Origin of the sequence: Neobacillus sp. YX16 (assembly GCF_030123505.1) — a bacterium.
GTDB lineage: Bacteria > Bacillota > Bacilli > Bacillales > Cytobacillaceae > Neobacillus.
This window is the reverse complement of sequence record NZ_CP126115.1, coordinates 5780265-5805551: the sequence shown is the minus strand read 5'-3', so window position 1 is coordinate 5805551 and position 25287 is coordinate 5780265. Positions and strand designations below refer to the sequence as shown.

At 38.5% G+C, this 25287-nt stretch carries 11 protein-coding genes and 2 riboswitches; of the genes, 8 read left to right on the top strand and 3 right to left on the bottom strand.

Going from position 1 to position 25287, the window contains the following annotated elements:
- Positions 1–707: 707 nt before the first annotated feature.
- The 8 genes from QNH48_RS28345 (at position 708) to QNH48_RS28315 (ending at position 21510) form a co-directional block, all read left to right on the top strand.
- On the top strand, positions 708–5351 hold the full coding sequence (locus tag QNH48_RS28345) for an Ig-like domain-containing protein (protein ID WP_283952973.1): 4644 nt from the start codon (positions 708–710) through the stop codon (positions 5349–5351).
- Between the two features lie 318 nt (positions 5352–5669).
- Positions 5670–5999 (top strand): PilZ domain-containing protein, encoded by a 330-nt coding sequence (locus tag QNH48_RS28340; RefSeq protein ID WP_349655141.1) that lies wholly within the window; start codon positions 5670–5672, stop codon positions 5997–5999.
- A gap of 246 nt (positions 6000–6245) precedes the next feature.
- Positions 6246–11831, top strand: a complete 5586-nt coding sequence (locus tag QNH48_RS28335) for an Ig-like domain-containing protein (RefSeq protein ID WP_283952972.1) — start codon at positions 6246–6248, stop codon at positions 11829–11831.
- 180 nt (positions 11832–12011) lie between these two features.
- Positions 12012–14753: a cell wall-binding repeat-containing protein gene (locus tag QNH48_RS28330; RefSeq protein WP_283952971.1), complete on the top strand. Its 2742-nt coding sequence runs from the start codon at positions 12012–12014 to the stop codon at positions 14751–14753.
- 690 nt (positions 14754–15443) lie between these two features.
- A complete protein-coding gene (locus QNH48_RS28325) occupies positions 15444–17306 on the top strand; it encodes a cell wall-binding repeat-containing protein (protein WP_283952970.1) in 1863 nt (620 codons plus the stop codon).
- Between the two features lie 1021 nt (positions 17307–18327).
- On the top strand, positions 18328–18648 hold the full coding sequence (locus QNH48_RS30620) for a PilZ domain-containing protein (RefSeq protein ID WP_481858443.1): 321 nt from the start codon (positions 18328–18330) through the stop codon (positions 18646–18648).
- Positions 18649–18718: 70 nt separating this feature from the next.
- Entirely contained in the window at positions 18719–19948 is a 1230-nt protein-coding gene (locus tag QNH48_RS28320; RefSeq protein WP_283952969.1) for an EAL and HDOD domain-containing protein, read from the top strand.
- An 896-nt stretch (positions 19949–20844) separates the two neighbouring features.
- Entirely contained in the window at positions 20845–21510 is a 666-nt protein-coding gene (locus QNH48_RS28315; RefSeq protein WP_283952968.1) for a lecithin retinol acyltransferase family protein, read from the top strand.
- A 262-nt stretch (positions 21511–21772) separates the two neighbouring features.
- On the opposite strand, the gene QNH48_RS28310 is transcribed toward QNH48_RS28315, so the two are convergent.
- The 3 genes from QNH48_RS28310 to QNH48_RS28300 all read right to left on the bottom strand — a co-directional run bounded on the left by QNH48_RS28310 (position 21773) and on the right by QNH48_RS28300 (position 25103).
- Positions 21773–21910 carry a hypothetical protein gene (locus QNH48_RS28310; protein WP_283952967.1) on the bottom strand — a complete coding sequence of 46 codons (138 nt, stop codon included), beginning with the start codon at positions 21908–21910 and terminating at the stop codon, positions 21773–21775.
- Between the two features lie 23 nt (positions 21911–21933).
- Positions 21934–22017, bottom strand: a riboswitch (cyclic di-GMP riboswitch).
- A gap of 787 nt (positions 22018–22804) precedes the next feature.
- Positions 22805–24004 carry a phosphoglycerate dehydrogenase gene (locus QNH48_RS28305; protein ID WP_283952966.1) on the bottom strand — a complete coding sequence of 400 codons (1200 nt, stop codon included), beginning with the start codon at positions 24002–24004 and terminating at the stop codon, positions 22805–22807.
- 59 nt (positions 24005–24063) lie between these two features.
- Positions 24064–24142, bottom strand: a riboswitch (ZMP/ZTP riboswitch).
- Positions 24143–24296: 154 nt separating this feature from the next.
- Positions 24297–25103, bottom strand: coding sequence for a GNAT family N-acetyltransferase (locus QNH48_RS28300; protein WP_283952965.1), 807 nt, complete (start codon positions 25101–25103; stop codon positions 24297–24299).
- Positions 25104–25287: the final 184 nt, after the last annotated feature.

Sequence of the window (25287 nt, the reverse complement as noted above, 5' to 3'; positions counted from 1 at the left end):
CGGGGAATGGATTAGTGCCCGAGTTAATAGGAAAAAGAGGGAAAGAGGTAACTAATAGGGCCTATTAGCGCCCGAGCTGCCAGGAAAAAGAGGGAAGCGGTAACTAATAGGGTCTATTAGCGCCCGCCGCCGAGAAAAAGGAAAGACAGCGGTAACTAATGGAGGAATTAGTGCCTGCTCCCAAGAAAAAAGCGAGCCGTCGGTAAAGCTATGCTCCAAAAGGTGGACTCATATTTTTGTTCACCTTCATAAACCAAAAAGACGAAGCCCTAAATAAAAGGGCTTCGTCTAAAACGCGTTTTACGGGTACCTGACACCGCCTCCGATTTGGAGGATGAGTTCGTTGGTTTTGTTCTTCAGTGTTTCTTGTTGCATAGGACGCAGTCCCAATGTAGATGAGACGAGGATTACGGGTGCGCCGAGTTTTGCGGCTAAATGGTCCTGCTGTTAGCGGAATCTACAAGGCTGACTGTTTCTGACTTTGCTACGAGAATGGCAGACAGCTCATTTTCCGGATAGAATGCGGACATGACCTTGGCATTCGTTTCCAAGCGTTTGATTAAAATATATTGGTGTCGAAGAAAGTAGGATTTTATACTATAATGATAGAATAGTAAGTTATTTACAATATTATAGTGAATTATTACTAGGCTCTATCAATCTTAAATAGAATCTAGCAATCTTTCTTAAAGAAATGGTGGAGAAAAATGCGAAAACTTTTTACAAGCTATTTAGTCTTATTGTTAGTTCTTAATCTATTGCCGATGAATCATTCTTTGGCAGCTGAAACGGACTATTACCATCCGTATTTGAGGGATATTTATTTTGGTAATAATCAAGATGTAAAGTACGGTGATACCCTTTCGATGTACGCAATGATCGATAATAATGGGTTTGAAGTAAATAAAATTAGTGTTCAAATGAAGAGTACGAGTTCAATGGCCACATTTGTCATTGATTTGTCGTACGATTCCTCGATAAACCGCTGGACGGGACAACGAAAGATTGATGAACCATCCTGGCTGGGATCAAGCTGGATTGCGGATCGTATTATTTTGAAAGACAATGCTGGTCATACTCGTATCTATTCTGAACATGACCGATACTATGTTGATGAGTATTTCAATTGGAATGATTTATTACTAAATATCGCATCTCCTGCTGACCCTGCTCAGGTTCAGGAGAAAACATACCAGGGTACAGTGTGGAAGGATAGAACGGTGGATTTAACGAGTGATTACACAAATAATGGTACACTTATTATCGAGAATTCCACCATTAAATCTAACGGATTTAAATTTATTAATAATGGAACGATTATTTTAAAAGGTAAAAATACTTTCTATGTAAAAGACGGCTGGGATGGCTACCGTGGCTACGGTGAATTGATCTTAAAAGGACCTTGGTTACATGAAATTGGAATTGATGCTGCGGCCATGCCTAAATTGAATCGAGTGACAAATACCAGTGATGCCATTACAGGGTACGGAGAAATTGGTGCGCATATTACTGTCTATGGTACGAATAAAGAGGTTGTCATTGGTTCAGCTACGGTTGGTGAGGATATGCGTTTTAGTATCCCTCTTGCAAAAAGATTAGAAGGCGGCTCTTTTAGCAGCGGATTGTACGTAGAAATGAAAGGTCAGGCTCCTGAAGTCGGATCCACCTATGGTGATGTTTGGGATGTCATTGCTCCCAGCAAACCCAATTTATATAAAGTGAATGAATTGACAACCAAGGTAAAAGGATCTACAGACCAGTCTTCGACTATTTTTATTAAAAGAAACTACAACTCGGCACCAATAGCTGAGGGGTATACGGATGATAATCTTCAGTTTTCAATCGAGATTCCGAAGCAAGAAGTTGGGGATGAATTTGTCGTATACGCTGTTGATTTTGATGGAAACGTAAGTGAGATAAATAAAGTTAACGTTGCGGCAAAGGGGACACCTACTACATTATCAGGTTCCGTTTCAGATGAAATTTTATATGCGGAAAACGGACCTTACCTCGTCAGTGGTGAAGTCATTCTTACAAATAATATAACCATTGAACCAGGCATAGAATTTATTGCAGCAGAGAGCCCTTATCCTCGGATTAAGATAAGTGGAACTGTATATGGATACGGACGTGAAGATGCCCCCATCATTTTTAACAAGGTACCGGTTATGGGGAATGAAGCTTACTTTAGTTACGCGAAGTTTTTAAACCTCGATGAAAATAAAAATATGTTATATATGCAAATAGATAAAGTTAGATTTTACCATTCTAAAATAATCAACACTAGCTTTCAAGTGGCATCCGGTGACGTACAGAATAGTTTATTTTTAAATTCACCGCTTTATTTTGGCCAAGGGAACTTTTGGGGAGCAGTATCCATCCGTAATAATACGTTCGTCATGGATTCGCAGTCATTCGAAAGAGCTGGGCTCTATTATGAACCGCTGCTGACCATTGCCGGTTACGATGAGGGCTCGATTGCTTCTTATGCGATAAAGAATAACTCCTTTATCACGTCGGAAGGAGTAGAACAAATCATCTCCTTTTCAAGTCGAGATGTATATAACCTTGACCTCACGAATAACTATTGGGGAACCACTGATGTAAATACTATTAAAGATGTAAAACTAGGCGGAGTTAACAATATCTTGTTCGAACCGTACCTAACGAAGAAACCTGAGGGTACAATCTCTTATGCCTTCCCTGCTAAACCGATTGTCGACCCAATAAATAAAGATGAGCGAATCGTGAAGGGTACAGGAACACCTGGATATACAGTAAAAGTAAGTATGGATAATTTTTATTCCTTTGCAGCAGTGGTAAAAGAGGATGGAAAATTCTCCATTCAGATTCCAAATGCGATGACGAAGGACACAAAGATAAGAGTTTTCCAACTTGATGAAAATGGAATCAGCAGCTCGTTTGTGACGGTTCCGGTTAAGGATTTAAATCCACCATCCAAACCTAAAGTTGACGAGGTTACGGAACTTTCTGAGGCGGTTGTTGGTGGAGCAGAGGAATATTCAACCATAAAGGTTTCTGTAAATGGCAGTGTGATTGGTACGGGGAAAGCAACCAATACAGGTTATTTCTCTGTTAGTATTCCAAAGCAAAATGCAGGGACTCTTCTAGACATCACTGCTACCGATGATTCTGGCAATGTTAGTGAAAAAATAACAATCGTGGTAAAAGATTTAACAGCGCCTGCCAAGCCGGCGGTCAATCAAGTAACGGATAAGGATACAACTGTTACAGGAACTGCAGAGGATGGTGCCACAATCAATGTACTAGCAAATGAAAATAAAGTGGGGAATGGAACAGCTGGTAGTGATGGTAAATTCAGCGTTGGTATTCCAATCCAAAAAGCAGGGCTGGAATTAGCTATTATCGCGACAGATAAGGATGGTAACACTAGTCAACCAGCGACAATCGTGGTAAAAGACGTTACTGCACCTGCAAAACCAGTGGTATATGAAATTTCAGATATGGATAACTCAGTCTGGGGCCAAGCCGAGGCGGGTTCAACCGTCCTTGTCAGTTTAATTGGATCGATCATTGGATCTGGAAATGCTAACGAAAACGGGGATTTTGTAGTTGATATTCCGGTCCAAAAGGCAGGAACTCAATTAGTGGTTACGGTAAAAGATAAAGCTGGAAATATCAGTGAAACCGTCAAGGTGACTGTACAAGACCTAACGCCGCCAGATATGCCGGTGGTAAACGAGGTATCTGATAAAGATACGAAGGTTACCGGGCAAGCAGAAGCGGGCTCTACGATTGAGGTCAAGGAGTATTTCGGTACACTGATTGGCTCTACTGTTGCTGGGGCGGACGGTAAATTTTCCGTTACAATTCCGCTTCAAACAGCAGGGACAAAAATAGAAGTGACTGCTGAAGATAAGGCTGGAAATGTTAGTGAAGAAAAAACGATTATTGTATTAGATAAGACTGCTCCTACCAAACCGGTAGTGTATGAGGTAACGGATATTTCTACAACCGTAACAGGTGAGGCAGAACCAGGTTCTAAGGTTGAAGTCAAGGTAAATGACTCGATTATTGGAACAGGAACAGCAAGTTCGACTGGAAGGTTTAATGTGAATATCCCTATTCAAAAAGCCGGGACGACATTATCTATTACTGCAAGCGATAAAGCTGGAAATGTCAGCATCATTATCACTGTAAGCGTAATAGATACAAGTGCACCTAGTGCACCGATTGTAGATGAGTTGACCGATAAGGAAACAGTTGTAAAGGGTTCTGCGGAACCTGGATCGACGGTTAAAGTGAAGGTTACTAGCCAAGAAATTGCCCATGGAACGACTGATGGGAATGGGAATTTCTCAATCACCATCCCAGCTCAAGCTTCTGGGAAAATTGTTGAAGTGTACGTAGTTGATGAAAACGGAAAAATTAGCCCGGTAACGAAGGTAACTGTTCAGATGAAACTCGTAACCTTAATTGGTGATACCCGTTACGCAACGGCTGTAAAGGTTTCGCAGACAGGCTGGAAAACGGCGGATACCGTATTATTAGTCAACGGCTTTGCGATTGTCGATGGTTTGACGGCAACACCTTTAGCTTCGGCTAAGGATGCACCGATTCTTTTAACAGCAGGGGATTCTATTCCAAAGCCAACGATGGATGAAATTACGCGCTTGAAGGCCAAAGAGATTGTCTTAATTGGCGGTGATGGTGTGATTACATCAAAAGTGGCGAGTGAATTAGACGCGAAGGGCTTTAATGTCACTCGAATCGGAGGACTAAATCGTAAAGATACATCCCTGTTAATAGCAAAAGAACTAGATAAATTAATAGACGTCAGCACGATTCATGTGACCTATGGCTGGGGTGAACCGGATGCTTTATCAATTGCCGCTCAGGCAGGTTTGAAAAAGCAGCCAATTATTCTAGCAGATAAGACATCTGTACCGGCAGAAACGCTGGGATGGCTGAAAACAGAAGCTTTATCTAACGCTTATTTTATCGGCGGTGAAGGGGTAGTCGCACCTGCAATTGTAAACGTAATTGACAAGATCACGTCTGGAAATGTTCTTGCTAATCGACTAAGCGGCTTGAATCGTCATGAAACGAACGCAAAGGTCATGAGTAAATTTTATCCAGAGGCAGAACTATCTAGCATTCTTGTGGCAAAGTCTGAAAGTGCGAATCTAGTAGATGCGCTCGCAGCCGGGCCTTTAGCCGCAAAACTCGGCTCACCTGTTCTCTTGATTTCGTCCTATGTCGGACTGTTGCCGGAACAAAAGCAAGTACTGGCTGGTAAACACTCAAAATACGTTCACCAAATCGGCGGAGGGGTTAATCCAGCAGCTGTGAGTGAGGTAGTGCAGTAGAATATGTTATAGAAGAGCCCCTCTTTTTAAGAGGGGCTCTCTTACTATCAAAATACAAATTTCGAATTCTTTTTCTTGGGGTATTTAGTCAGAAAGCTTGTATTTAAAGGGCTAAAGCCGTATTTAATCAATCGATTGTGTAAAAGGAAAAAATAAGAATGTTGTCAAAGTATGCAGTTTTAAGGGGAAACTGTTCGATTCAGTGGGTTTGGTCAGATAATTTATGAAATCTATGCTATTTACTGACAAATATTTTGCATGGAATTAGATACAAGACTTTAAATAACAGGGTTTATAGCATATTTACACAAACGTTAGATTACCTTAAAAGGGCAAGAATCAAATACGATCAATATAAGTGCCGGCGGATTGTTATGTTCTAGTGATTCATCTGTACCATTCAAACACCGTGAAGTCGTTTCTGGGACCATATTTGTTCCTAATACGACAGACGAGGAAATAAATATCATTCCTTTCCTATGTGAAATTATCCGCGTAGATTTAGTAAAAGAACTGGAACGAAATCAAGTTGCCTTAACATTTATTAAGATCCATCAGCAGGACCAACAAAAAATCCTTCAGTATTGTTTTGAAAAACAACGCCAAATGAGATTGAAAGAACGCAAAATCAAATCGTTACGGAGATAGGTTGGATTGGAGAAAATCCTCTTTGCTTTGAAGAGGATTTTTTTATGGAATTAAAGAAACATAAAAAAACGTGTCGCATGTATTCTATTAAAATATATTACTTCAAAAAACTGGGATTTCATATAAATTTACTTTTTATTGTAGTAAAATATTACTATTCTCTATCAAGAGAATAAGTACATAGGAGTTAGTTTCTCCTTTAGATAAAAAGAATAGAGAAAAATAAACATGGAAGAGGTAGGGGACTTGAGGAAGGTACTAGCAATCGTACTTGCATTACAACTGCTTTTCGTCAATGGCGGTGTATATGCACAGGAACAAGGAGTGAATACTCCTAAGCCAGAAGAGAATATAAATGCAAAAATCATTGAAGGCAGTGAGCCTAAACAATCTTTATCGATAGAGGCGGATTATCGGGATCCAGCCAATTATCCACTTATAGCGGAAGATGGATTAGTTGATTATTTATATGATAGTTATCTAGACTACCATTCTATCTACTATAAAAATGTTACTGATTCTACTACTTATTCCGATTATATGAATATTCAATTGTATTATAGCTCAAATCAGGCTTTTTCAAAGGATAGTAATTTAACGATTGAGTTTTATAAAGAAGATAATAATTATTTAACGAGTGTTGGGAATACTCAATTCAGTACATCAGGGAAAACGGCATTGTATGTCAATTCCCATATTGCCAAAGCTGATTTCACCAATGAACCTTATATCTATATGAGGGTAGGTATTGCTAAAACAATATATGATATCTATTACTCTGACGTCACGACCTTTAAGGTTTCTAATCCGTTTTACTCTTCTGGTAACAGTACTGATGCGGACTCGTATGCAGTAATTAGCAATGAATCTATCAATGCTGCGTCTACTCAACCCACAGGTACGTTTAATTTAAAAAACATGAACTATACCATGGATAGAAGTTTGGAGCTGGGTACTTACCAAGTAGATGTTAATAAACCTTTTGATATTGCTGGGCATGAAGGAAAGCTTATTCAAAAAAGCTCAAAATCCATTCACCTATCTTTCAATAAAGGCGACTATAACAATTTTGGGGTAACGAATTTACAAACGAATACGGATTATCAAATTAATGCTAGATTAGCCTACAGTGGTACGAAAGCAAATGTATGGGTCTATGATAATCAAATTACAGATTTGGAAGCTGAACAGTTGGGGACAGAATTCGATACTAAAATCTATTCATCGGTAACGAATAATTTTGGCGGGGAGTCGGATGTGAATGGTGATGGAAAGATCAATATTCTAACGTTTGATATCCAAGATGGATTTTCTGGTAGTGGAGGATATGTCGGAGGATATTTTTGGTCTGGAGATCTCTATAATACTACCAATTCTAATAAATCCGAAATATTTTATATTGATACCTATCCGGCAATGGGCATGGGGGCCACAAAGGATGTAACAAGTGCATTTGAAACGTTAGCACATGAGTTTCAGCATATGGTGAACTTTAATCGTAATGTTCTAATTGAAAACAGCACTAGTAATATGGAAACCTGGTTAAATGAGGGCCTTTCTATGGCCGCGGAACAAATTTATTCAGGCAAAGGGCTTAGTAGCCGAGTGAATTATTATAATGCGTCTAACTCCATTACAAATGGTCATTCTCTTTTGTACTGGGATAATAATGGTGATACGCTATCGAATTACTCGTTGTCCTATTTATTTGGTCAATATATTAAACTTCAAACAAACCAAGGAGATAGCATTTTTAAAGAAATCTTAAATGATACAAGTAATAATTATCTAGCAGTTGAAAATGTCGTAAAAAAGTATATTAGTCCCGATATGACCTTTGGGAAGTTAATGACTAATTTTAGAATTGCACTGCTATTAAAAGAATCAACAGGCTTATACGGCTTTAAAGGTGATCCGTTTTTCAACGCATTAGAGGAGAAAATTTATACGGGAAGCTCCGCAAACCTCCGTGGCGGAGGAGCGGTTGTTTCCACTTACGATTCCAAGACTGACTTTACAGTCCCTTCGAATAAGGGTGCAGATATAAGCTACACAACCTTACCTATGAATGGGGGTCCAGGTGAAGTTGATGGGACTCCTCCGGCAAGTCCAGTGGTGGAGCCGATTAGTGACGCTGACACTCAACTAAATGGTACTGCAGAATCTAATGCGATCGTTTATGCAAGGATCGGTCAAAATGAGATTGGTAGAACAACCAGCAATCTGGGAGAATTTACACTAATGATACCGAAACAACCAGCAGGTACCATTATCCAAGTCTATGCAGAAGATGCTACTGGAAACGTTAGTATTCCAACTAGCGTAACCGTGGAAGACAAAACAGCCCCGTCTTCACCAATAGTAAACAAAGTTTCAGATGAAGATACTTTGGTGACAGGCACCGCTGAAGCAGGAGCAAAAGTGGAAGTAAGTGCTAATGGAAATGTGATTGGTACAGCAACAGTTGGAACGAATGGTCAATTTTCGGTATCTATTCTGATGCAAGTTTTGGGTACTGAATTAGTGGTCACTGTCACGGATCTGTCTGGAAATGTCAGTGCAGCTACCACTTTAATTGTTACTAAAGAAAGTGAGTCAATTACTTTCTTATCCTTATCAGTAAGTAACACGATTGTTGAGTCTGGGGATGAATTAAGTTTCTATATAGAAACTTCAGATAATGCCAATATACAGAGTGCGGTTATTAATTATATCGCACCAATTAGCGGGGATATCCGGCCAGTTTCCATCTGGTATGATGGTCAGAATCTTTTTACTGAGACGTTTGTAGATGAATCTATGGAAGTTGGTAAATGGTTAGTTGATTCCGTAGAATTGCTAGATAATGACGGAAATTCAAAGGTTATTGATGCAAATTCTACGGAATTAAGTAATGGAAACTTTACCGTTCTTAAGCCCATTGCTCCGTTAGATAGCTATATTGTCAGTTCAAATGAATCCTGGTCAAATAAAACGATTCATTCAGATGTTTATATTGCACCTGGAGCAGTATTAACAATTAACTCAAATGTAACTATTTATGGAGATGTCTATGTTCTGGGTGGTTTAAGAAGCTACGGCGGCCTATATCTATCTGGAACTCTTAAGGCAAGTTCAGTTTATTTTGGTTATTATTACCCATCAAACGGGCAAGCCGTGTTCACAGGATCAAATACTATTTCTAGTATGGAAGTTAGTAATCGAATTCTGAATGAGGTGCCATTTAATCTTTATGACACCCCGCTCATCAGCAACAAGGGGAGAGTGAATTTATCTGGGGCGACTCTTCCATTTTTGGTCTTGGAAGTCAGTGGCCAGCCGGTACAATTGAAAGAGAATGGTACATTTAGATTAAACGACTTTTATGTAGGCAACAGTGATACTTTGGATGTTAAAATTACTGACTTATCTGGTTATACCTATTATAAATCGTATAGTGTAGCAGAGATTTATATTGATGATTTTAACAAGTATTCTCAGACCATTACAGGTAAAACTCAAGCAAACTCAACTGTTAAAATAATAGCAAATAATAATCTATTAGGAACAAGCACTACAAATGAGCAAGGATATTTTGAGATTCAAGTTGGTACTATTATAGAAAATAGTACGTTAACATTTGAAGTTTATAATTCTCAAAATGAACTCGTAACTTCAAAAGACGTGATCGTTAAAGATATAACTGCACCAGATATGCCTAAGGTAAATGTAGTATCTGATAAAGATCATTCGATTACAGGTACAGCAGAAGCGGGTTCTAAAGTGGAAGTGAAGGTTGATGGATTGCTAATTGGCAGTGGTACAGCTGGAACGGATGGGAAGTTTACCGTGACAATCCCAGTGCCAAAAGCTGGGGTACAGTTGGCGGTAACAGCTGCGGACAAAGCTGGGAATGTAAGTGAAGCGGCGGCAGTAGTAGTAAAAGATGTAACAGGACCTGGAAAGCCAGCAGTAAATGAAGTAACGGACAAGGATACTACTGTTAGTGGTCAAGCAGAAGCGGGATCAAAGGTGGAAGTGAAGGTTGATGGATCGCTAATTGGCAGCGGTACAGCTGGAACGGATGGGAAGTTTACCGTGACAATCCCAGTGCCAAAAGCTGGGGTACAGTTGGCGGTAACAGCTGCGGACAAAGCTGGAAATGTTAGTGAAGCGGGTACAGTCGTGGTAAAAGATGTGACGGCACCTGGAAAACCGGCAGTGAATGAAGTGACGGACAAGGATACTGCTGTTAGCGGTCAAGCAGAAGCAGGTTCTAAAGTAGAAGTGAAAGTAAGTGGAGCATTAATTGGCAACGGTACGCCTGGAACGGATGGGAAGTTTACGGTGGTGATTCCTGTGCAAGAGGCTGGGGTACAATTAACGATAACTGCTGCAGATAAGGTCGGAAATGTCAGCGAAGCGGTGACAGTCGTGGTAAAAGATGTGACAGCACCTGGAAAGCCGGAATTAAATGAAGTAACGGACAAGGATAATGCTGTTAACGGTCAAGCAGAACCAGGTTCTAAGGTGGAAGTAAAAGTAAATGGCTCGCTAATTGGCAGTGGTACAGCAGGAACAGATGGGAAGTTTACAGTTACGATTCCTGTACAAAAGGCTGGAACGGAAATAGTGGTAACTGTTATCGACAAAGCTGGTAATGTGAGTGAAGGTGCAAAGATTTTCGTAAAAGACATCACTGCGCCAGAGACTGCCACTTTGGATGAGTTGACGGATCGTGAAACCGTGTTGACAGGCACCGCGGAACTAGGTGCTACAGTAATTGCGAAGGTTTCAGGTACGGAAATTGGCCGAGGGGTGTCGGATGGAAACGGAAAGTTTTCAATTACGATTCCAAAGCAGCCAGCTGGAAAAATTGTAGAAGTGTATGCAGTGGACAAAGCTGGAAATTTCAGCCTATCTGCGAAAGTAACTGTTAAGAAGAAACTAGTAACCTTAATTGGTGACACTCGTTACGCAACAGCTGTTAAGGTTTCGCAGACAGGCTGGAAGACAGCGGATACTGTACTATTAGTCAATGGCTTTGCCATTGTTGACGGATTAACCGCTACACCATTAGCAACAGCAAAGGATGCTCCGATTCTTTTAACAGCAGCGGATTCAATCCCACAAGTAACATTGGATGAACTCGCACGCTTAAAGGCAAAAGAGATTATTTTAATTGGTGGGGAAGGAGTTATTTCTCATAAGATTGAAAGCTTGCTTAAAGAAAAGGGTTATAGGTTCACCCGAATTGGTGGCTTAAACAGAAAAGATACTTCGCTTATGATTGCAAAAGAACTAGATAAATTAATAGACGTCAGCACGATTCACGTTGCCTATGGCTGGGGTGAACCGGATGCTTTATCGATTGCCGCTCAGGCAGGTTTGAAAAAGCAGCCAATTATACTAGCAGATAAAACATCTGTACCGGCAGAAACGCTTGGATGGCTGAAAACAGAAGCTTTATCTGACGCTTATTTTATCGGCGGTGAAGGGGTAGTCGCACCTGCAATTGTAAGCGACATTGATAAGATCACATCTGGAAATGTTCTTGCTAATCGACTAAGCGGCTTGAATCGTCACGAAACGAACGCAAAGGTCATCAGCAAATTTTATCCAGAGGCAGAACTATCTAGCATACTTGTGGCAAAGTCTGAAACAGCCAATCTAGTTGATGCGCTTGCAGCCGGGCCTTTAGCCGCAAAACTCGGCTCACCCGTTCTCTTGATTTCCTCCTATGTCGGACTGTTGCCAGAACAAAAACAAGTACTGGCTGGTAAACACTCAAAATTTGTTCACCAAATCGGCGGCGGGGTTAATCCAATAGCTGTGAGTGAGGTAGTAAAGTAGAATAATGAAGAATGGAGCACCGCTTTTGAAAAAGCGGTGCTCTTTTTCGAGAGAAAAATGGCCTACCCAAAGTTCGTTTAATGGAAGATAACAAAATATTAAACTGACATTTTTTTGTAAATATATTACTATAGTAATAGTCTATAACTTACATAAGGTCATTTCGTTAAGGAGGAAAGTATGCTAAAAAGACTAGTGGTTTATCTTGTGATTATGTCTATTGTATTAGGGATGGGTATTCCTGCATACGCGTCAGGAGAGGCGCTGCCATTTGAACAAGGCGAGGGCTATGAAAGAGGAGCTTATCAAACCTTGTCGCCTTATCCAACTGCCTATAATTGGAGCAGGCAGTCCAAATATCAGGGGCCATCTGTTCCTGAAATAAAATGGAGCAGAGACACAGAAGGCAGTGCAGGTGTTGTAATCGATCAGGATGGAATTATTTATAACGCAGGTCCAAAGGGAATTATTTCAGCAATTTATCCTGATGGTACTTTAAAATGGACCTACCCTATCAGTGATTCTCCAGATACAAGAGTTATGGCATCTCCTGTACTGGGAAGCGATGGGACCATCTACATCGCTGCTTTAAGCTGGGACCCGGAAACTGATCCGAAATTTTGCAAGGAAGGCAAATGTTATTATGGGGCATTAATCGCCGTTCAACCAGATGGAAAAGAAAAATGGCGGACCTTATTTGACTTTGAAGCAACCTCATCCCCATCTATGGATAAGGATGGAAACCTATACATAGGAACAGGGAATTACATGACAGATGGAAAATTATACAAGATTAATACAAGGGGAGAAATTGTTTGGAGCTTTGATCCAAAAGAACATTTTGCACCGGATTCTTATCTATATAATGAAAGCAGCTTTTATACAACCCCTACCCTTAGTAAGGATGGGTATTTATGGGCACAAGGCCTGCTCTTTAAAGAGAATAAGTTTATTACCGCGTACAGCGCTGTATTCGGTTCTGCTGCAATAGGTCGTGATGGTACGATTTATAATGCAACGTACGTTGGATCTTTAATTGCCCAGTATAATGGAACGTTTAAGTATGAATTAATGTTAGACCCTTCCTATTTGCGTTTAAACGGCAGTTGGTGTTATGGAAAGGGAACTAGGATATCTGCGACTCCCGCCATCGCTGCCGATGGAACCATTTATATTGGAGGGGAAGATGGGAATTTCTTCGCTGTCAACCCAGAAGAAGCTGAGCTAATGAATGATTGGCCACAATGCGGGCAGGGAATGAAGGTTCTCGACCCCACTAGCGGGATGAAATCATGGAGCTATAATACAGGAGGATGGAATAATTCTGCTATTATCGGTGCTGATGGTACGATTTATGTAACGTCCGAAAATCGTGAAGATGATACCAAGGCTTTATATGCCTTCAATAAAGATGGCAGTGTGAAATGGAAATTAGATGGATTTTTTGGTGAGGTTGCGATTGGTAAAAATAGAATATTATATGTATATGGTGAAAATGGTCTAACTGCGATTGGTGAGAAACAGGCAAAAACCCCCATTGTTAACCCTGTAGCCGAAAATTCAAACCTAATGACAGGAACTGCAGATGCCCTTGCGACGTTGGTTGTGAAAGTTGGAACGACTAAGATTGGACAAGCAACTGCTGATCAAAGTGGCAAGTTTTCTGCAACGATCCCTGTTCAAAAGGCAGGAACTAAATTAGAAATTACCGCAACGGACAGGGAAGGAAATGTAAGTGAAACGATAACTGTCATTGTAAAGGACATGACACCTCCAACAAAACCGACCGTAGATGTGGTGACGGATCATGAAAAAGTTTTAACAGGAAAAGCAGAGCCGAATGCTATTGTGATCGCAAAAGTAGTTGGTAAGGAAATTGGCCGCTCAACTGTAGGAGCTAGTGGTACATTTTCCATTACCATTCCCGCGCAGCCAGCAGGAAAAGTAATTGAAGTAACAGCAGTTGATAAATCGGATAATATAAGTGATGTTGCATCCTTAACTGTTACAAAAAAATTGAAAACCCTAATTGGTCCAACAAGATATTCAACGGCTGTAATGGTGTCTCAAACAGGTTGGAATACGTCCAATACAGTGCTGTTAGTCAATGGCTTTGCGATTGTTGATGGATTAACAGCTACACCATTGGCTACGGCAAAGGATGCTCCTATTCTTTTAACAGAAGCGGATTCAATCCCACAAGTAACACTGGATGAACTCGCACGCTTAAAGGCAAAAGAGATTATTCTAATTGGTGGAGAAGGAGTTATTTCTCATCAGGTTGAAAGCGTGCTTAAAGAAAAGGGTTATAAGTTCACTCGAATTGGTGGCTTAAGCCGAAAAGATACCTCCCTAATGATTGCAAAAGAACTAGATAAATTAATAGACGTCAGCACGATTCATGTGGCCTATGGCTGGGGTGAACCGGATGCTTTATCGATTGCGGCACAGGCAGGTTTGAAAAAGCAGCCGATCATTCTCGCAGATAAAAATTCCGTGCCAGCCGAGACTCTAGCTTGGTTGAAAACAGAAACTTTATCTAACGCTTATTTTATCGGTGGTGAAGGGGTAGTTGCACCTGCGATAGTGAGCGAAATTGATAAGATTACGTCTGTAAATGTTCTCGCTAATCGCCTAAACGGCTTGGATCGCCATGAAACGAACGCAAAGGTCATGAGCAAATTTTATCCAGAGGCAGAACTATCTAGCATACTTGTGGCAAAGTCTGAAACAGCAAATCTAGTAGATGCGCTCGCAGCCGGGCCATTAGCCGCAAAGCTCGGCTCACCTGTCCTCTTGATTTCCTCTTATGTCGGATTGTTGCCAGAACAAAAACAAGTACTGGCTGGTAAACATTCAAAATATGTTCACCAAATCGGCGGCGGGGTTAATCCAGCAGCCGTGAGAGAGGTAGTGCAGTAGGAATATTTTATAAAAGAGCTTACAGAAATCTGTTACTAAGTCTTTATAAAGGGATAAGCCTCCATGACAAGTCAAAGTCCAAAAAAGATGTGCGTAACTTTGTAAAGCAAATCACGAGTAAAAGAGGAAAGATAATTGTCTTAATCTGAGAGGTCTTGCGGATGTACAGTAGGACAGCCGAAAAAGGTTAGTTAGATAGTGCAGTAAGAATATGGTTGAGGAGAGCCCTTCTGTTGAAGAAGGGCTTTTTGTGTCGCATGGGCTTTGAGGAACTGAATCGCTTCGATACATTATACAATTATATTGATACAGAAAATTTGATATTAAGAAAAGGGACGTCTCTGCGTGTGATTGTAATGGTAAATATAGTCTGCAGATTCGATTCTCGTAATGTAAATATGGGAATTAGTCTCGTCTTTCATATTTTATTGATTCATTTCATTTCTTGTTTTCCGTTCTAATGAAGAAGAGGATCTTGATGAAGATTTACCAGTTTGGTTTTCATCCCATATCTTATTTGCTACTGAAAAACATAAAGCAGCTGCATAAGGCGGCACCAAAAAGACGATTCGTTCCCCTTGCTGAATACTCTTTTGTGTTTAAAAACAAAGAAAGTTCCAAATCCTAGAAATTCTAGGATAGAAGATGATAGAATAGTAGATAACAATATATATTTTTTAGGGGGCAACTATGAGAAAAGTTTTTAGTATTTTAATAGTATTTTTGTTAGTGGTTTCATTTTTTCCGCAATCATCATTTGCGGCTGAAGATTCTGAAAAGGTTTCTTCTCTGTCACAGATTTCGACGTATCCGTGTGCACAACCAGGTGCTAGAGTCACATGTAGTGATATTAATGTCATGTTGACGGAAAGTGCAATTGCTCATGGAATACCTCCGGAAGTTGCTAAGGCAGTGGCCTTTAGGGAATCGAATTGGCAGCAGTGGGAAGATGACGCGCAGACTATCCCTACATTCAATAAAAATAATGATGGTGGGATTGGCATCATGCAAGTGACGGATAAGAGTGGACGCTATATTGAGAAAGATTTGAAGAACGATATTCAATATAATATTAATATCGGTTTAGACATCTTAAATGAAAAGTGGGACCTGGGCAAACGAGGAGTCATCCCCACGATCAATGATAACTCAAGAGATGTTATCGAAAACTGGTATTTTGCCGTGTTGGCCTACAATGGCGTAGTGGAAAAGAATAGCCCTACGAAGAAGCTTGATGGCAGCAGAAATTTAAGTGCCTATCAGGAAGAGGTTTTTAAATTTATTGAAGACAATAATGATATAACCTTAAAAACCCTGCCATTTAATAGAGAAGAATTTAAATATGATCCTGAGGATGAGGATACAGCGCTTATCTTTAACAAACTCCACTATCAAGTACCAGGACCTTTAACCAAGTCTAAGCAGTTATTCTCAAAAGGCGATAAAGTGTACACGGTTGCCGGTACTAATTTAAGAACCACCAAAGATGGAGGCGGAAATACTTCTCTAAGCAACAGACATGTAGCTGAGATTCTAGATGAGACCGTTTTTTATGACACATCTTTACAATCACCTTTCCGCCATTGGGTTCGTTACCATGTTCAACTAGCAGATGGAAGAACAGGCTATGTATCATCTGGTGCATTGGAGCCGATTACATCGAGGGTATTTGGTGATACTCGCATTGAGACCGCTATTGAAATCTCAAAAGAAGGCTGGCAGGATGGTGCTGATACAGTTGTTCTTGCAAAGGGGTGGGATTTTCCAGATGCACTAGCAGGTGCACCCTTAGCTTACAAATATAATGCACCGATTCTATTAACGGAAACAACAAAACTAACACCTGCAACGAAAAAAGAAATACAAAGACTTGGTGCAAACAGGGTGATTATATTAGGAAGTGAAGGTGCGGTAAGCAAAGAAGTTAAAGATGAGTTGGTTTCAATGAAACTCAAAGAAGTGAAGAGAATTGGTGGAGTGAGTCGGTTTGAAACAGCCCAATTAATTGCAAAGGAATTAGGTTCTACTAGTGGGAAGGCAATTGTCGCTACGGGCTTTAAATTTCCGGATGCACTTGCAGTCGCACCATATGCTGCTCGAAATGGAATTCCAATCCTGTTAACACCACCCGATGATATACCAGATATTACGATGCAAGCACTAAATGGGAAATCAACCATCTATGCAATTGGTGGAGAGGGTGCATTGAATGCAGCAGTAATTGATAAACTTGACAAACTCCCAGGAACTGTTCAACAAATTCAAGGCCTTACTCGTTATCATACGGCTGCAGAAATTATTAAGGCTTTTGATCTCGGGGATCAGCAAGCACTGGTTACAACAGGTGAAAACTATGCGGATGCATTAACGGGTGCTGTACTCGCGGCAAAGAAAAACGCCTCGCTATTATTAGTGTTAGAAAATGATGTTTTGGACCCAATTGAAAATATCATTAAACAACGCAGTATCTATAATTTTACCCTTCTCGGGGGTTCGGACGTTGTTGGTGTTGATGATGAACTAGCGGAATTGGCAAAATATTCGTTTCAATAACTAGTTTTAAAGCCAAGGAGAAATCCTTGGCTTTTCTTTTTAGTAAGGATTTATGGTAACGTATAATTTTTAAGACTTGAGTTCTGTATTCGACCGGACTCTGGTCTTTTAATTTTGCCTTCACTCGTTTGTGATTGTAATGGTAAGCAGATTCGACTCTCGTAATGTAAATATGGGAATTAGTCTCGTCTTTCATATCTTATATTGTGTATTTCTTTATATCGATTCATTTCATTTCTTGTTTTCCGTTCTAATGAAGAAGATGAAGATTTACCAGTTTGGTATTCATTCCATATCTTATATGAGTAATAAATAAAAAAACAACTAATGGTTATAAGTATATATCCCATTTCTGAAACACTCCTTATCTTAATAGTATATGGAACGTATGTCCTTGCTGATCTATTACTATACTATATGTGCCTGTTCTTATTTGATTTTTGTAGAAGATGGTAGTTTGTTGGATAGCTAAACAGGATAAAATGCAGTGCAGTTGAGTGGTGTAGGGGTGGCATTGTTGTTGATTTACTTTTAAATTGTTAGCTAAGCGGGTGATATTCATGGAAACAAATCATAAAATTAGAAAGTAGCTAAGGCTGTAGAAGAGGAGTACTTATAATACATTTCCTTTTTATTTTATAGTCATTATAAACAATAAATACCTTTTTTACAATTAAATTCCAAATGGGTTAAATCTGTGCCTCCCACCTTAATCCCCCTATCACCTCTATACTTTTTAGATAGACTTATTAAGGCCCACTAGAATATACGACTCTCTCACCAACCTGACTTTTTTAACGATATCAAAAAAATGTAATAAAAAAGGTAAATTTTCAATTAAAATACAATTTATTTGCTCGTGCAACAAATTTTGACAAATTTTTCATAAGGAGGTACTTATAATTAATAGATAATAGCGAAATTTAGGTATTTATTAACGAAACTAAATACCTACTATTCAACCTAACTTAATGGAAGAAGGCCGAAAGATTTATGGTTTGGTTTTTAACGGGATAAACATATGCTTAATCGTCGAGAATTTAGGAGAGTTAAATTAAATGAACCAATCATCGCATCGATAGAACTAGTCACTCTATCATTTTCTAATGATTTAAATTTGAGCGGTGTTGTTCATGTACATGTTATTGATGTTAGTGCGGGAGGGCTTCGATTTTTTTCCAAGCATGAGTTTTCAGTTAATTTTCTGGCCATCTATAAGATACATATGAACATAAACAATCATAACCTTGTTTGTTTGGGGAAAATAATCAGAAAAACCAAATTGACCAATAGTTGTTTTGAATATGGTATCAGGTTCGAATTTGATTTACTTATTCGATAGGGATTAACAGTTAAAATTGATAGTTTCAAGTGTATCGCATGTCTTATATACAATTTAGAGGGGGATTAGGATGGAGGTATTCGTCGCAAGACAACCAATACTTACTAGAAAGAAAGAGATAATCGCCTATGAATTGCTGTATCGTAATAGCCAAAACAATAGTTTTCCAGATATTAATGGTGACATGGCTACCACAGATTTGATTATTAACAGTTATTTAAATATTGGTATGAATGAATTATCGGATGGAAAGCCGTGTTTTATTAACTTTACAGAAAAATTATTACAGTCAGGGGTCCCTACCTTTTTTAAACCAGATGAAATTGTCGTTGAGATTTTGGAAACGGTTGAAATCGGGATTGAATTAGTAAACATATGTAAAGAGTTAAAGAGTAAGGGATATCAAATTGCTTTAGATGATTTTATTTTAAATAAAAACAACAAGCATTTCTTTTCCTTGATTAAGTATATCGATATTATTAAAGTTGATTTCAGAAATACAACCGATGACATACGACGTTTAATCGAGAATGTTTCGTTAAAATATAATATTAAATTACTTGCAGAAAAAATCGAAACGATTGAGGAGTTTGAATCAGCGGTAGGGAAGGGTTATGTCTATTTTCAAGGCTACCTTTTTTCTAAGCCTGCTATCGTTTCTACTCGGGATGTTCCAGAGTACCTTCAAAACTATTTTCCAATTATCCAGCTTCTTTCTAGTGATGACCCGGATCTAAATGAAATAACATGGTTAATTAAACAAGATTTATCGTTATCCTATAAACTACTAAAACTGGTTAATTCCCCAGCATTTCGGGGTATCCATAAAATAAACTCCATCAAGCAAGCGGTCGTTCGTCTAGGATTGAAGGAACTAAAAAAATGGTTATATCTACTGTCGATGAGGGGAAATGTTAGTGATAATAGCGAATGGACGAGAGAAATTTTAATTAAAAGTCTTACTAGAGCAAAAATGTGTGAATCCATTGCTATAGATAAATTTCAACAAAAGGAATCGTCCTCCTATTTTTTAACGGGTATGTTTTCCCTTATGGATATGTTGCTCGAAATAGACATGGATCACATTTTGAAGCTAATGCCACTGGCAGCAAACATTTGTGAGGCTCTTAAAGGGAAATCAAATCAGCTTAACGAAATATTAAATTTGTCTATATCGATTGAAAAAGGGGATTGGCAAGACTTTGATGATTGGTGTGAGAGATTGAAAATTGAGGATACCTTTGCACTAACTACATACAATGATGCTTTTAAATGGTCTAAAGAGATCATGATAAATTAATTTTGGGAGGACCATGGGGACGGTTCTTGCGGTCATCTTTTAAAATATAAAATGCAGGAGAACCGTCCCCATTGAACACCATTGAACAGAGAGACTTCTTTTAGTCTCTTTTTTTTACCCAGACAAGAAGAGCAAGGTGCCAGGCACCACAAAGGATTTAATAGTTAGAACATATTTCGAACTATTTTTCCTAGGGCATTAGTCAGAATGCTTGTCTTTAAAAGGGATAATCACTATTTAATCAATCGTTTGTGTGAATAGAAAAAACAGGATGTTGTCAAAGTATGCAGTTTTAAGGGGAAACAGTTGCGTTCAGTGGATTTGGTCAGATCATCCATGAAATCTACGCTATTTACTGACAAATATTTTACATGGAATTAGAGACAAGACCTTATATAACGTGAGTTTATAGCATATTTACACAACCGTTTGATTACCATGCCATTTTGTAAGAACCCGTCGTTAATAATAGAAAGCTAATTTTATTGGTGATTTTTGAAGTATTCTAATAGAAAATGGAGCTTTTCCTCGACAAGAAATATTCTTGAAATGAGGCTAAAGTTCGTTTTTAAAAAGGGTTTGCAACACTTTTAATCAAACGTTTGATTGGGTAGAATTTTATCGTTATTTGTTGGGAAATCCTAGGGATTAGCATGGTTGTACCAGCACCTCTATGTGTCTTTGAAAAGCTATTTTGCGATTAGGTTTAGTAATGTACTATAAAAAGAAGCTTAAGAGGATGATCTTTTTTATTGTTCCAATGGGGTATTTAATAGTAGAAGACAAGATTTGTGAATGTGGTAAAATAAGGGTAAGTTGGAGTTATCTCCTAATTGTTGGTTGGATAACAAAAAATAGAATAGTTACCACAAGTTAAATTTTTGGAGGATATTCAGATGTCGATATTTGAGAAACTAAAAGATAAAATGACTGATGTTATAGTTGAAGATTTCCTTATGAAGTTGGAAGATAAAGTAGATCTAATGGATAGAAGAATGCAAAGAAGATTCAGGAAATTGGAAGAAAAAGAAGACCAATTCAATGCCTTACTTGGTTTAGAGGAGTTTAAAGGTTCCCCTATTAAGGATAGAGCTAAGGTTGTTTTTGCTAAAAAAGAAACTGTACAGAAAACCTCAGCAGAATATGGGGATATTATAGGAGTGGATAGAGGTCTCTATCGTCACTTTGGTATTTATATTGGGAATGATAGAGTCATTCACTTTGCGGGACCAACTTCAGATTTTGATTTTAAGAGTTTTAGTAAAATGGAGATTCGTGAGGATAGTATGACAAGATTTCTCCTGCAAAGCAAATCATATTTTGTGTTTGATTGTGAAGCCAAGGAGAATAAATCTATCTTTACGAAAAACTTGTTAGTAGCGTACTCACCTGAAGAAACCGTACAAAGGGCTAAATCTAAATTGGGTGAAAACAAATACAATCTTGCCATTAATAACTGTGAGCATTTTGCCATTTGGTGCAAAACAGGATTACATAAATCAAAACAAGTAGATAAAGTTCTACAGGCACTTACACCTTTATTTATTAAGGTTAGGATTTAACAAGTGTAACATCGACTTGGGCAATCCTCCACGGACTGTTAAGCTGGGTGTATGTTATATATTACTTGGCAAAGTATTTGTAAAAGTTCAAGGTGCCTGGCACCATTGAATCGCAGCCAATATAGAATGGATTTTTGCAATGAGTCAAAAAAAATCGGCTAAACGCCGATTGAAAAAACTAATGCTAGTTTTGTTTCTAGTAGTTAATAGTTGAAGGAAAAAGAAAAAGAAAAACGAAATGATTTATATAAGCAATATTATTCTATATTGAGTTCGCGAGTACTGTCACAGCTGCACTAAGAATGACTGTACCAATCATAATTGCAATATAAAGTAGATTCTTCCTCATTTTCTTCTTACGCATTGCTTCTTCAGGTGTGGTCCACATACTTTTAGACATCAAAAATTCCCCTTTTATTATTTGATGGTAGCTGGCTGGCGGGTCCTAGGACAGAAGCCCCTATAGCTTTGCGTCCTCACCTTTCAGTGAGTTTGCCTTTAAGTAAATACCTAATATTATAAACATAGAATTAGTAAAAAGTCACTAGATTTCGACAAGTTTCGTGATTATTTACCTATGCTCTTTACCCGCCACCCTGTTAGGGAAGTTTCACTTTCCATGGGGACGGTTCTTGTGGTCATGTTTAAATATAAAAGAATAGACTAGAAACACGGTATTTGCCAAAAAATGTGTTTTTAAGGGGAAGTGGCTCATTTTAGGGGATTTTTCAAGATACCCATTAAATTCTACTCTATTACCGACAAATATTTTGCCAGAATCAAGAGAGAAGGCTATTAATAACGGAGTTTCTATCACTTTTACACAAACATTTGAATATGAGGCTTTTTTGTAAGAACCCGTCGTTACTTGTAGAAAACCATTTTTATTGGGGGTCTATGAGATATTCTAGAAGAAAGTAAAACATTTCCTCGACAAGAAATATTCTTGAAATGGGGATAAAGTTCGTCTTTCAAGAAGGTTTGATGCACTTTTAATCAAACGATTAGTTGAGAAGAATTAATTCGTTATTTTTCGAGATGCTCAAGAGATGGCTATATTATCAGCGGATATTTAGGTTTGAATGACAAAGAAGTAAAAAAATCAAATGAGCAACTGTCTTTCAAAAATGAACTTCCACCATTAATAGATGGAACTGATTTTGGTACTGCAGCTTTAAGAGCCTTTTGAATAAACCGCGGTGAACCGTGTCATAAATAGAGGCACAAGAAATGGAGCCAGTATTGAAACTTGGCTCCATTTTCATGGAAATTTAACTTATTTCCTCTTTGTTTTTTAAATAATACGAGCGGTTACCATGCCAGAAATTTGTTTGATTCTTTCCTCTAATGTCGGAATAACATCACCATTCACTTTATTATCAATGTCAATCATCGTATATGCATATTCCCCTCGGCTTCTGTTGACCATATCGGCAATGTTTAAATGATAACTAGATATAGCGGATGTAATCTGTCCGACCATGTTTGGAACATTGTGGTGAAATGCCAATACTCGCTGCTTTCCTGTATAAGGAAGGTAAGTATTTGGGAAATTCACTGAGTTTTTGATGTTTCCTGTTTCTAAAAATTCCTTCACCTGACGAGCCGCCATTATTGCACAATTTTCCTCTGATTCTTGTGAAGAGGCACCTAGGTGCGGAATTGGAATTGTATTTTTCATTTTCAGCACATTTTCATTCGGGAAATCTGTAATATACATCCCAACTATCCCACTTTCGAGAGCTGCCGCCATGTCTTTTTCATTCACAAGCTCGCCACGTGAGAAGTTTAAAATATGAACACCCGGCTTCATTATGCTGAATGTTGCTTTGTTAAACATTTCTCTTGTATTCTCGGTAAAAGGTACGTGTACAGTAATATAATCAGATTCTGAGAACAACTGTTCAATTGTTATTGCGCGCTGTACATTGCGAGACAAATTCCAAGCCGTATCGACTGAGATAAACGGGTCAAACCCGATCACATCCATGTCTAAATCAAGTGCATCATTCGCTACAAGGGCACCAATTGCTCCTAAACCAATGACACCTAACGTTTTTCCTTTGATTTCTTTTCCAACAAACTGTTTTTTTCCAGCTTCCACTAGCTTTGGAATTTGGTCACCTTCACCATCCAATGCTTTTACCCAAGTAATACCAGCAAAAAGGTTGCGGGAAGAAGATATTAATGAAGTTAGCACCATTTCTTTTACGGCATTGGCATTCGCCCCAGGAGTATTAAATACAACGATACCTTGCTCTGTACATTTTTCTATCGGAATATTATTCACACCTGCTCCAGCTCTTGCGATTGCCTTTAAATTATTGCCAATTTCTACTGAGTGCATATTAAAGCTGCGAACAAGGATGGCATCCGGATTTTCACTGCCGTTGTCAACCTGAAAATTGCCCTTATTGAATACCTTTAGTCCAGTTTCTGCAATATTATTAAGTGTTTTAATAGATTTCACTTCTTCTAAAGTGATCGTGCTCATGATTTTCCTCCTAATTTTTTGCCTTAATAAACAGAAAGAGGTAAGGGATATATTTCCCTTACCTCTGCCCAGGCGAACGGCTACGACACCATGTGCTCCCTCGCGGTTATCCGCGTTTCGCCAGTTACACATGGTCTTTTTAATTTATTTTATATTATCATAATCAAATGGGAATCGCACGACTTTTTTAGTTTAATGGAGAATTCAAAAATTACATTGCCTGCTCAGGGTATATACTAAGAAGGCTTTTTTCTATAGTCAGTAACTTAGGCATTTTTCCACTCCTCAACTCTCAATCCTTTATCCAAAATGAATTAATAAATATAGTCTGAAATCCAACTTTCAACATATTGTTATGGCTTGCCGAACCGAACTCCACATCTGTATAAATCTTCGTTAATCCCATATCATTAGCTGCCTTTATTCGGTGGTGTAGCAATGTTTTTTGAACACCTTTTCCCCTATGTGAAGGGAAGGTAAAATCATTTGCGATATAGCCTTTCTCTCCGTGGATAAAGAGAGAGCCCATTCCTATAGCTTCCTGACCGATATATGCTATGTAATTTTGAAAGATAGGCTCAACGAAATATTCTGCTTTTCTATTGATTAGTTCATCCTCTATTTCCATTTCATTCGAACGTGCTATGAGATGAAGGAATTCCACTACATTTTCCTTCGTTACTTTTACAACTCTTATTTCTTTATTATTTTCAAACTCATCAAAATGAGGTGCTATTTCTAAAAATACCAGTTGTTCAGCACAATAGAACCCTTTACTCATTAATGTTTTTGCGACTTCCATATTTATATTATTAGGCGTCATATCAAAGCATGGAGTTATTTGTTTAGAATCATAATTAGCCAAAATTTCATCTATTTTATTCATATCGTTTACTCCAAAACCCTTAATACGATTGTAATAGATGGAACTTGGTGATTTGGTGTCAATAAGTAATCTACAATCCCCAATTTTTTTGAACTGTAGCTCTTTATCAACGGGAGAAAGTGCTCTTTTTGAGTTGAACGCAGTTAGTGCTAGTTCCATTTCATTAATGCTATCTACTTCCAACAATACATTTTGTTTGTAATCAGATATCATATTTCATCCGCTCCCATATAAAAAGTCAATAAAACCGATGATAACTTGGATAATTATAGCATAATGTTTTGTACGGTCTTAACGGTGAAGGGAAGGGGTTATCAACCTTCGATCAATCTGTGTTTATTTAAACAGAGACAGTATGTGGTTAATAATTTAAGTGTCTAAAGAATATAAGTTTACT

Bases quoted from the DNA above. Each gene is read 5' to 3' on its own strand.
- QNH48_RS28300 (WP_283952965.1), bottom strand. From the start codon at position 25,103: ATGATATCTGATTACAAACAAAATGTATTGTTGGAAGTAGATAGCATT.
- QNH48_RS28320 (WP_283952969.1), top strand. From the start codon at position 18,719: ATGGAGGTATTCGTCGCAAGACAACCAATACTTACTAGAAAGAAAGAG.
- QNH48_RS28345 (WP_283952973.1), top strand. From the start codon at position 708: ATGCGAAAACTTTTTACAAGCTATTTAGTCTTATTGTTAGTTCTTAAT.
- QNH48_RS28305 (WP_283952966.1), bottom strand. From the start codon at position 24,004: ATGAGCACGATCACTTTAGAAGAAGTGAAATCTATTAAAACACTTAAT.
- QNH48_RS28310 (WP_283952967.1), bottom strand. From the start codon at position 21,910: ATGTCTAAAAGTATGTGGACCACACCTGAAGAAGCAATGCGTAAGAAG.
- QNH48_RS28330 (WP_283952971.1), top strand. From the start codon at position 12,012: ATGCTAAAAAGACTAGTGGTTTATCTTGTGATTATGTCTATTGTATTA.
- QNH48_RS30620 (WP_481858443.1), top strand. From the start codon at position 18,328: ATGCTTAATCGTCGAGAATTTAGGAGAGTTAAATTAAATGAACCAATC.
- QNH48_RS28325 (WP_283952970.1), top strand. From the start codon at position 15,444: ATGAGAAAAGTTTTTAGTATTTTAATAGTATTTTTGTTAGTGGTTTCA.
- QNH48_RS28315 (WP_283952968.1), top strand. From the start codon at position 20,845: ATGTCGATATTTGAGAAACTAAAAGATAAAATGACTGATGTTATAGTT.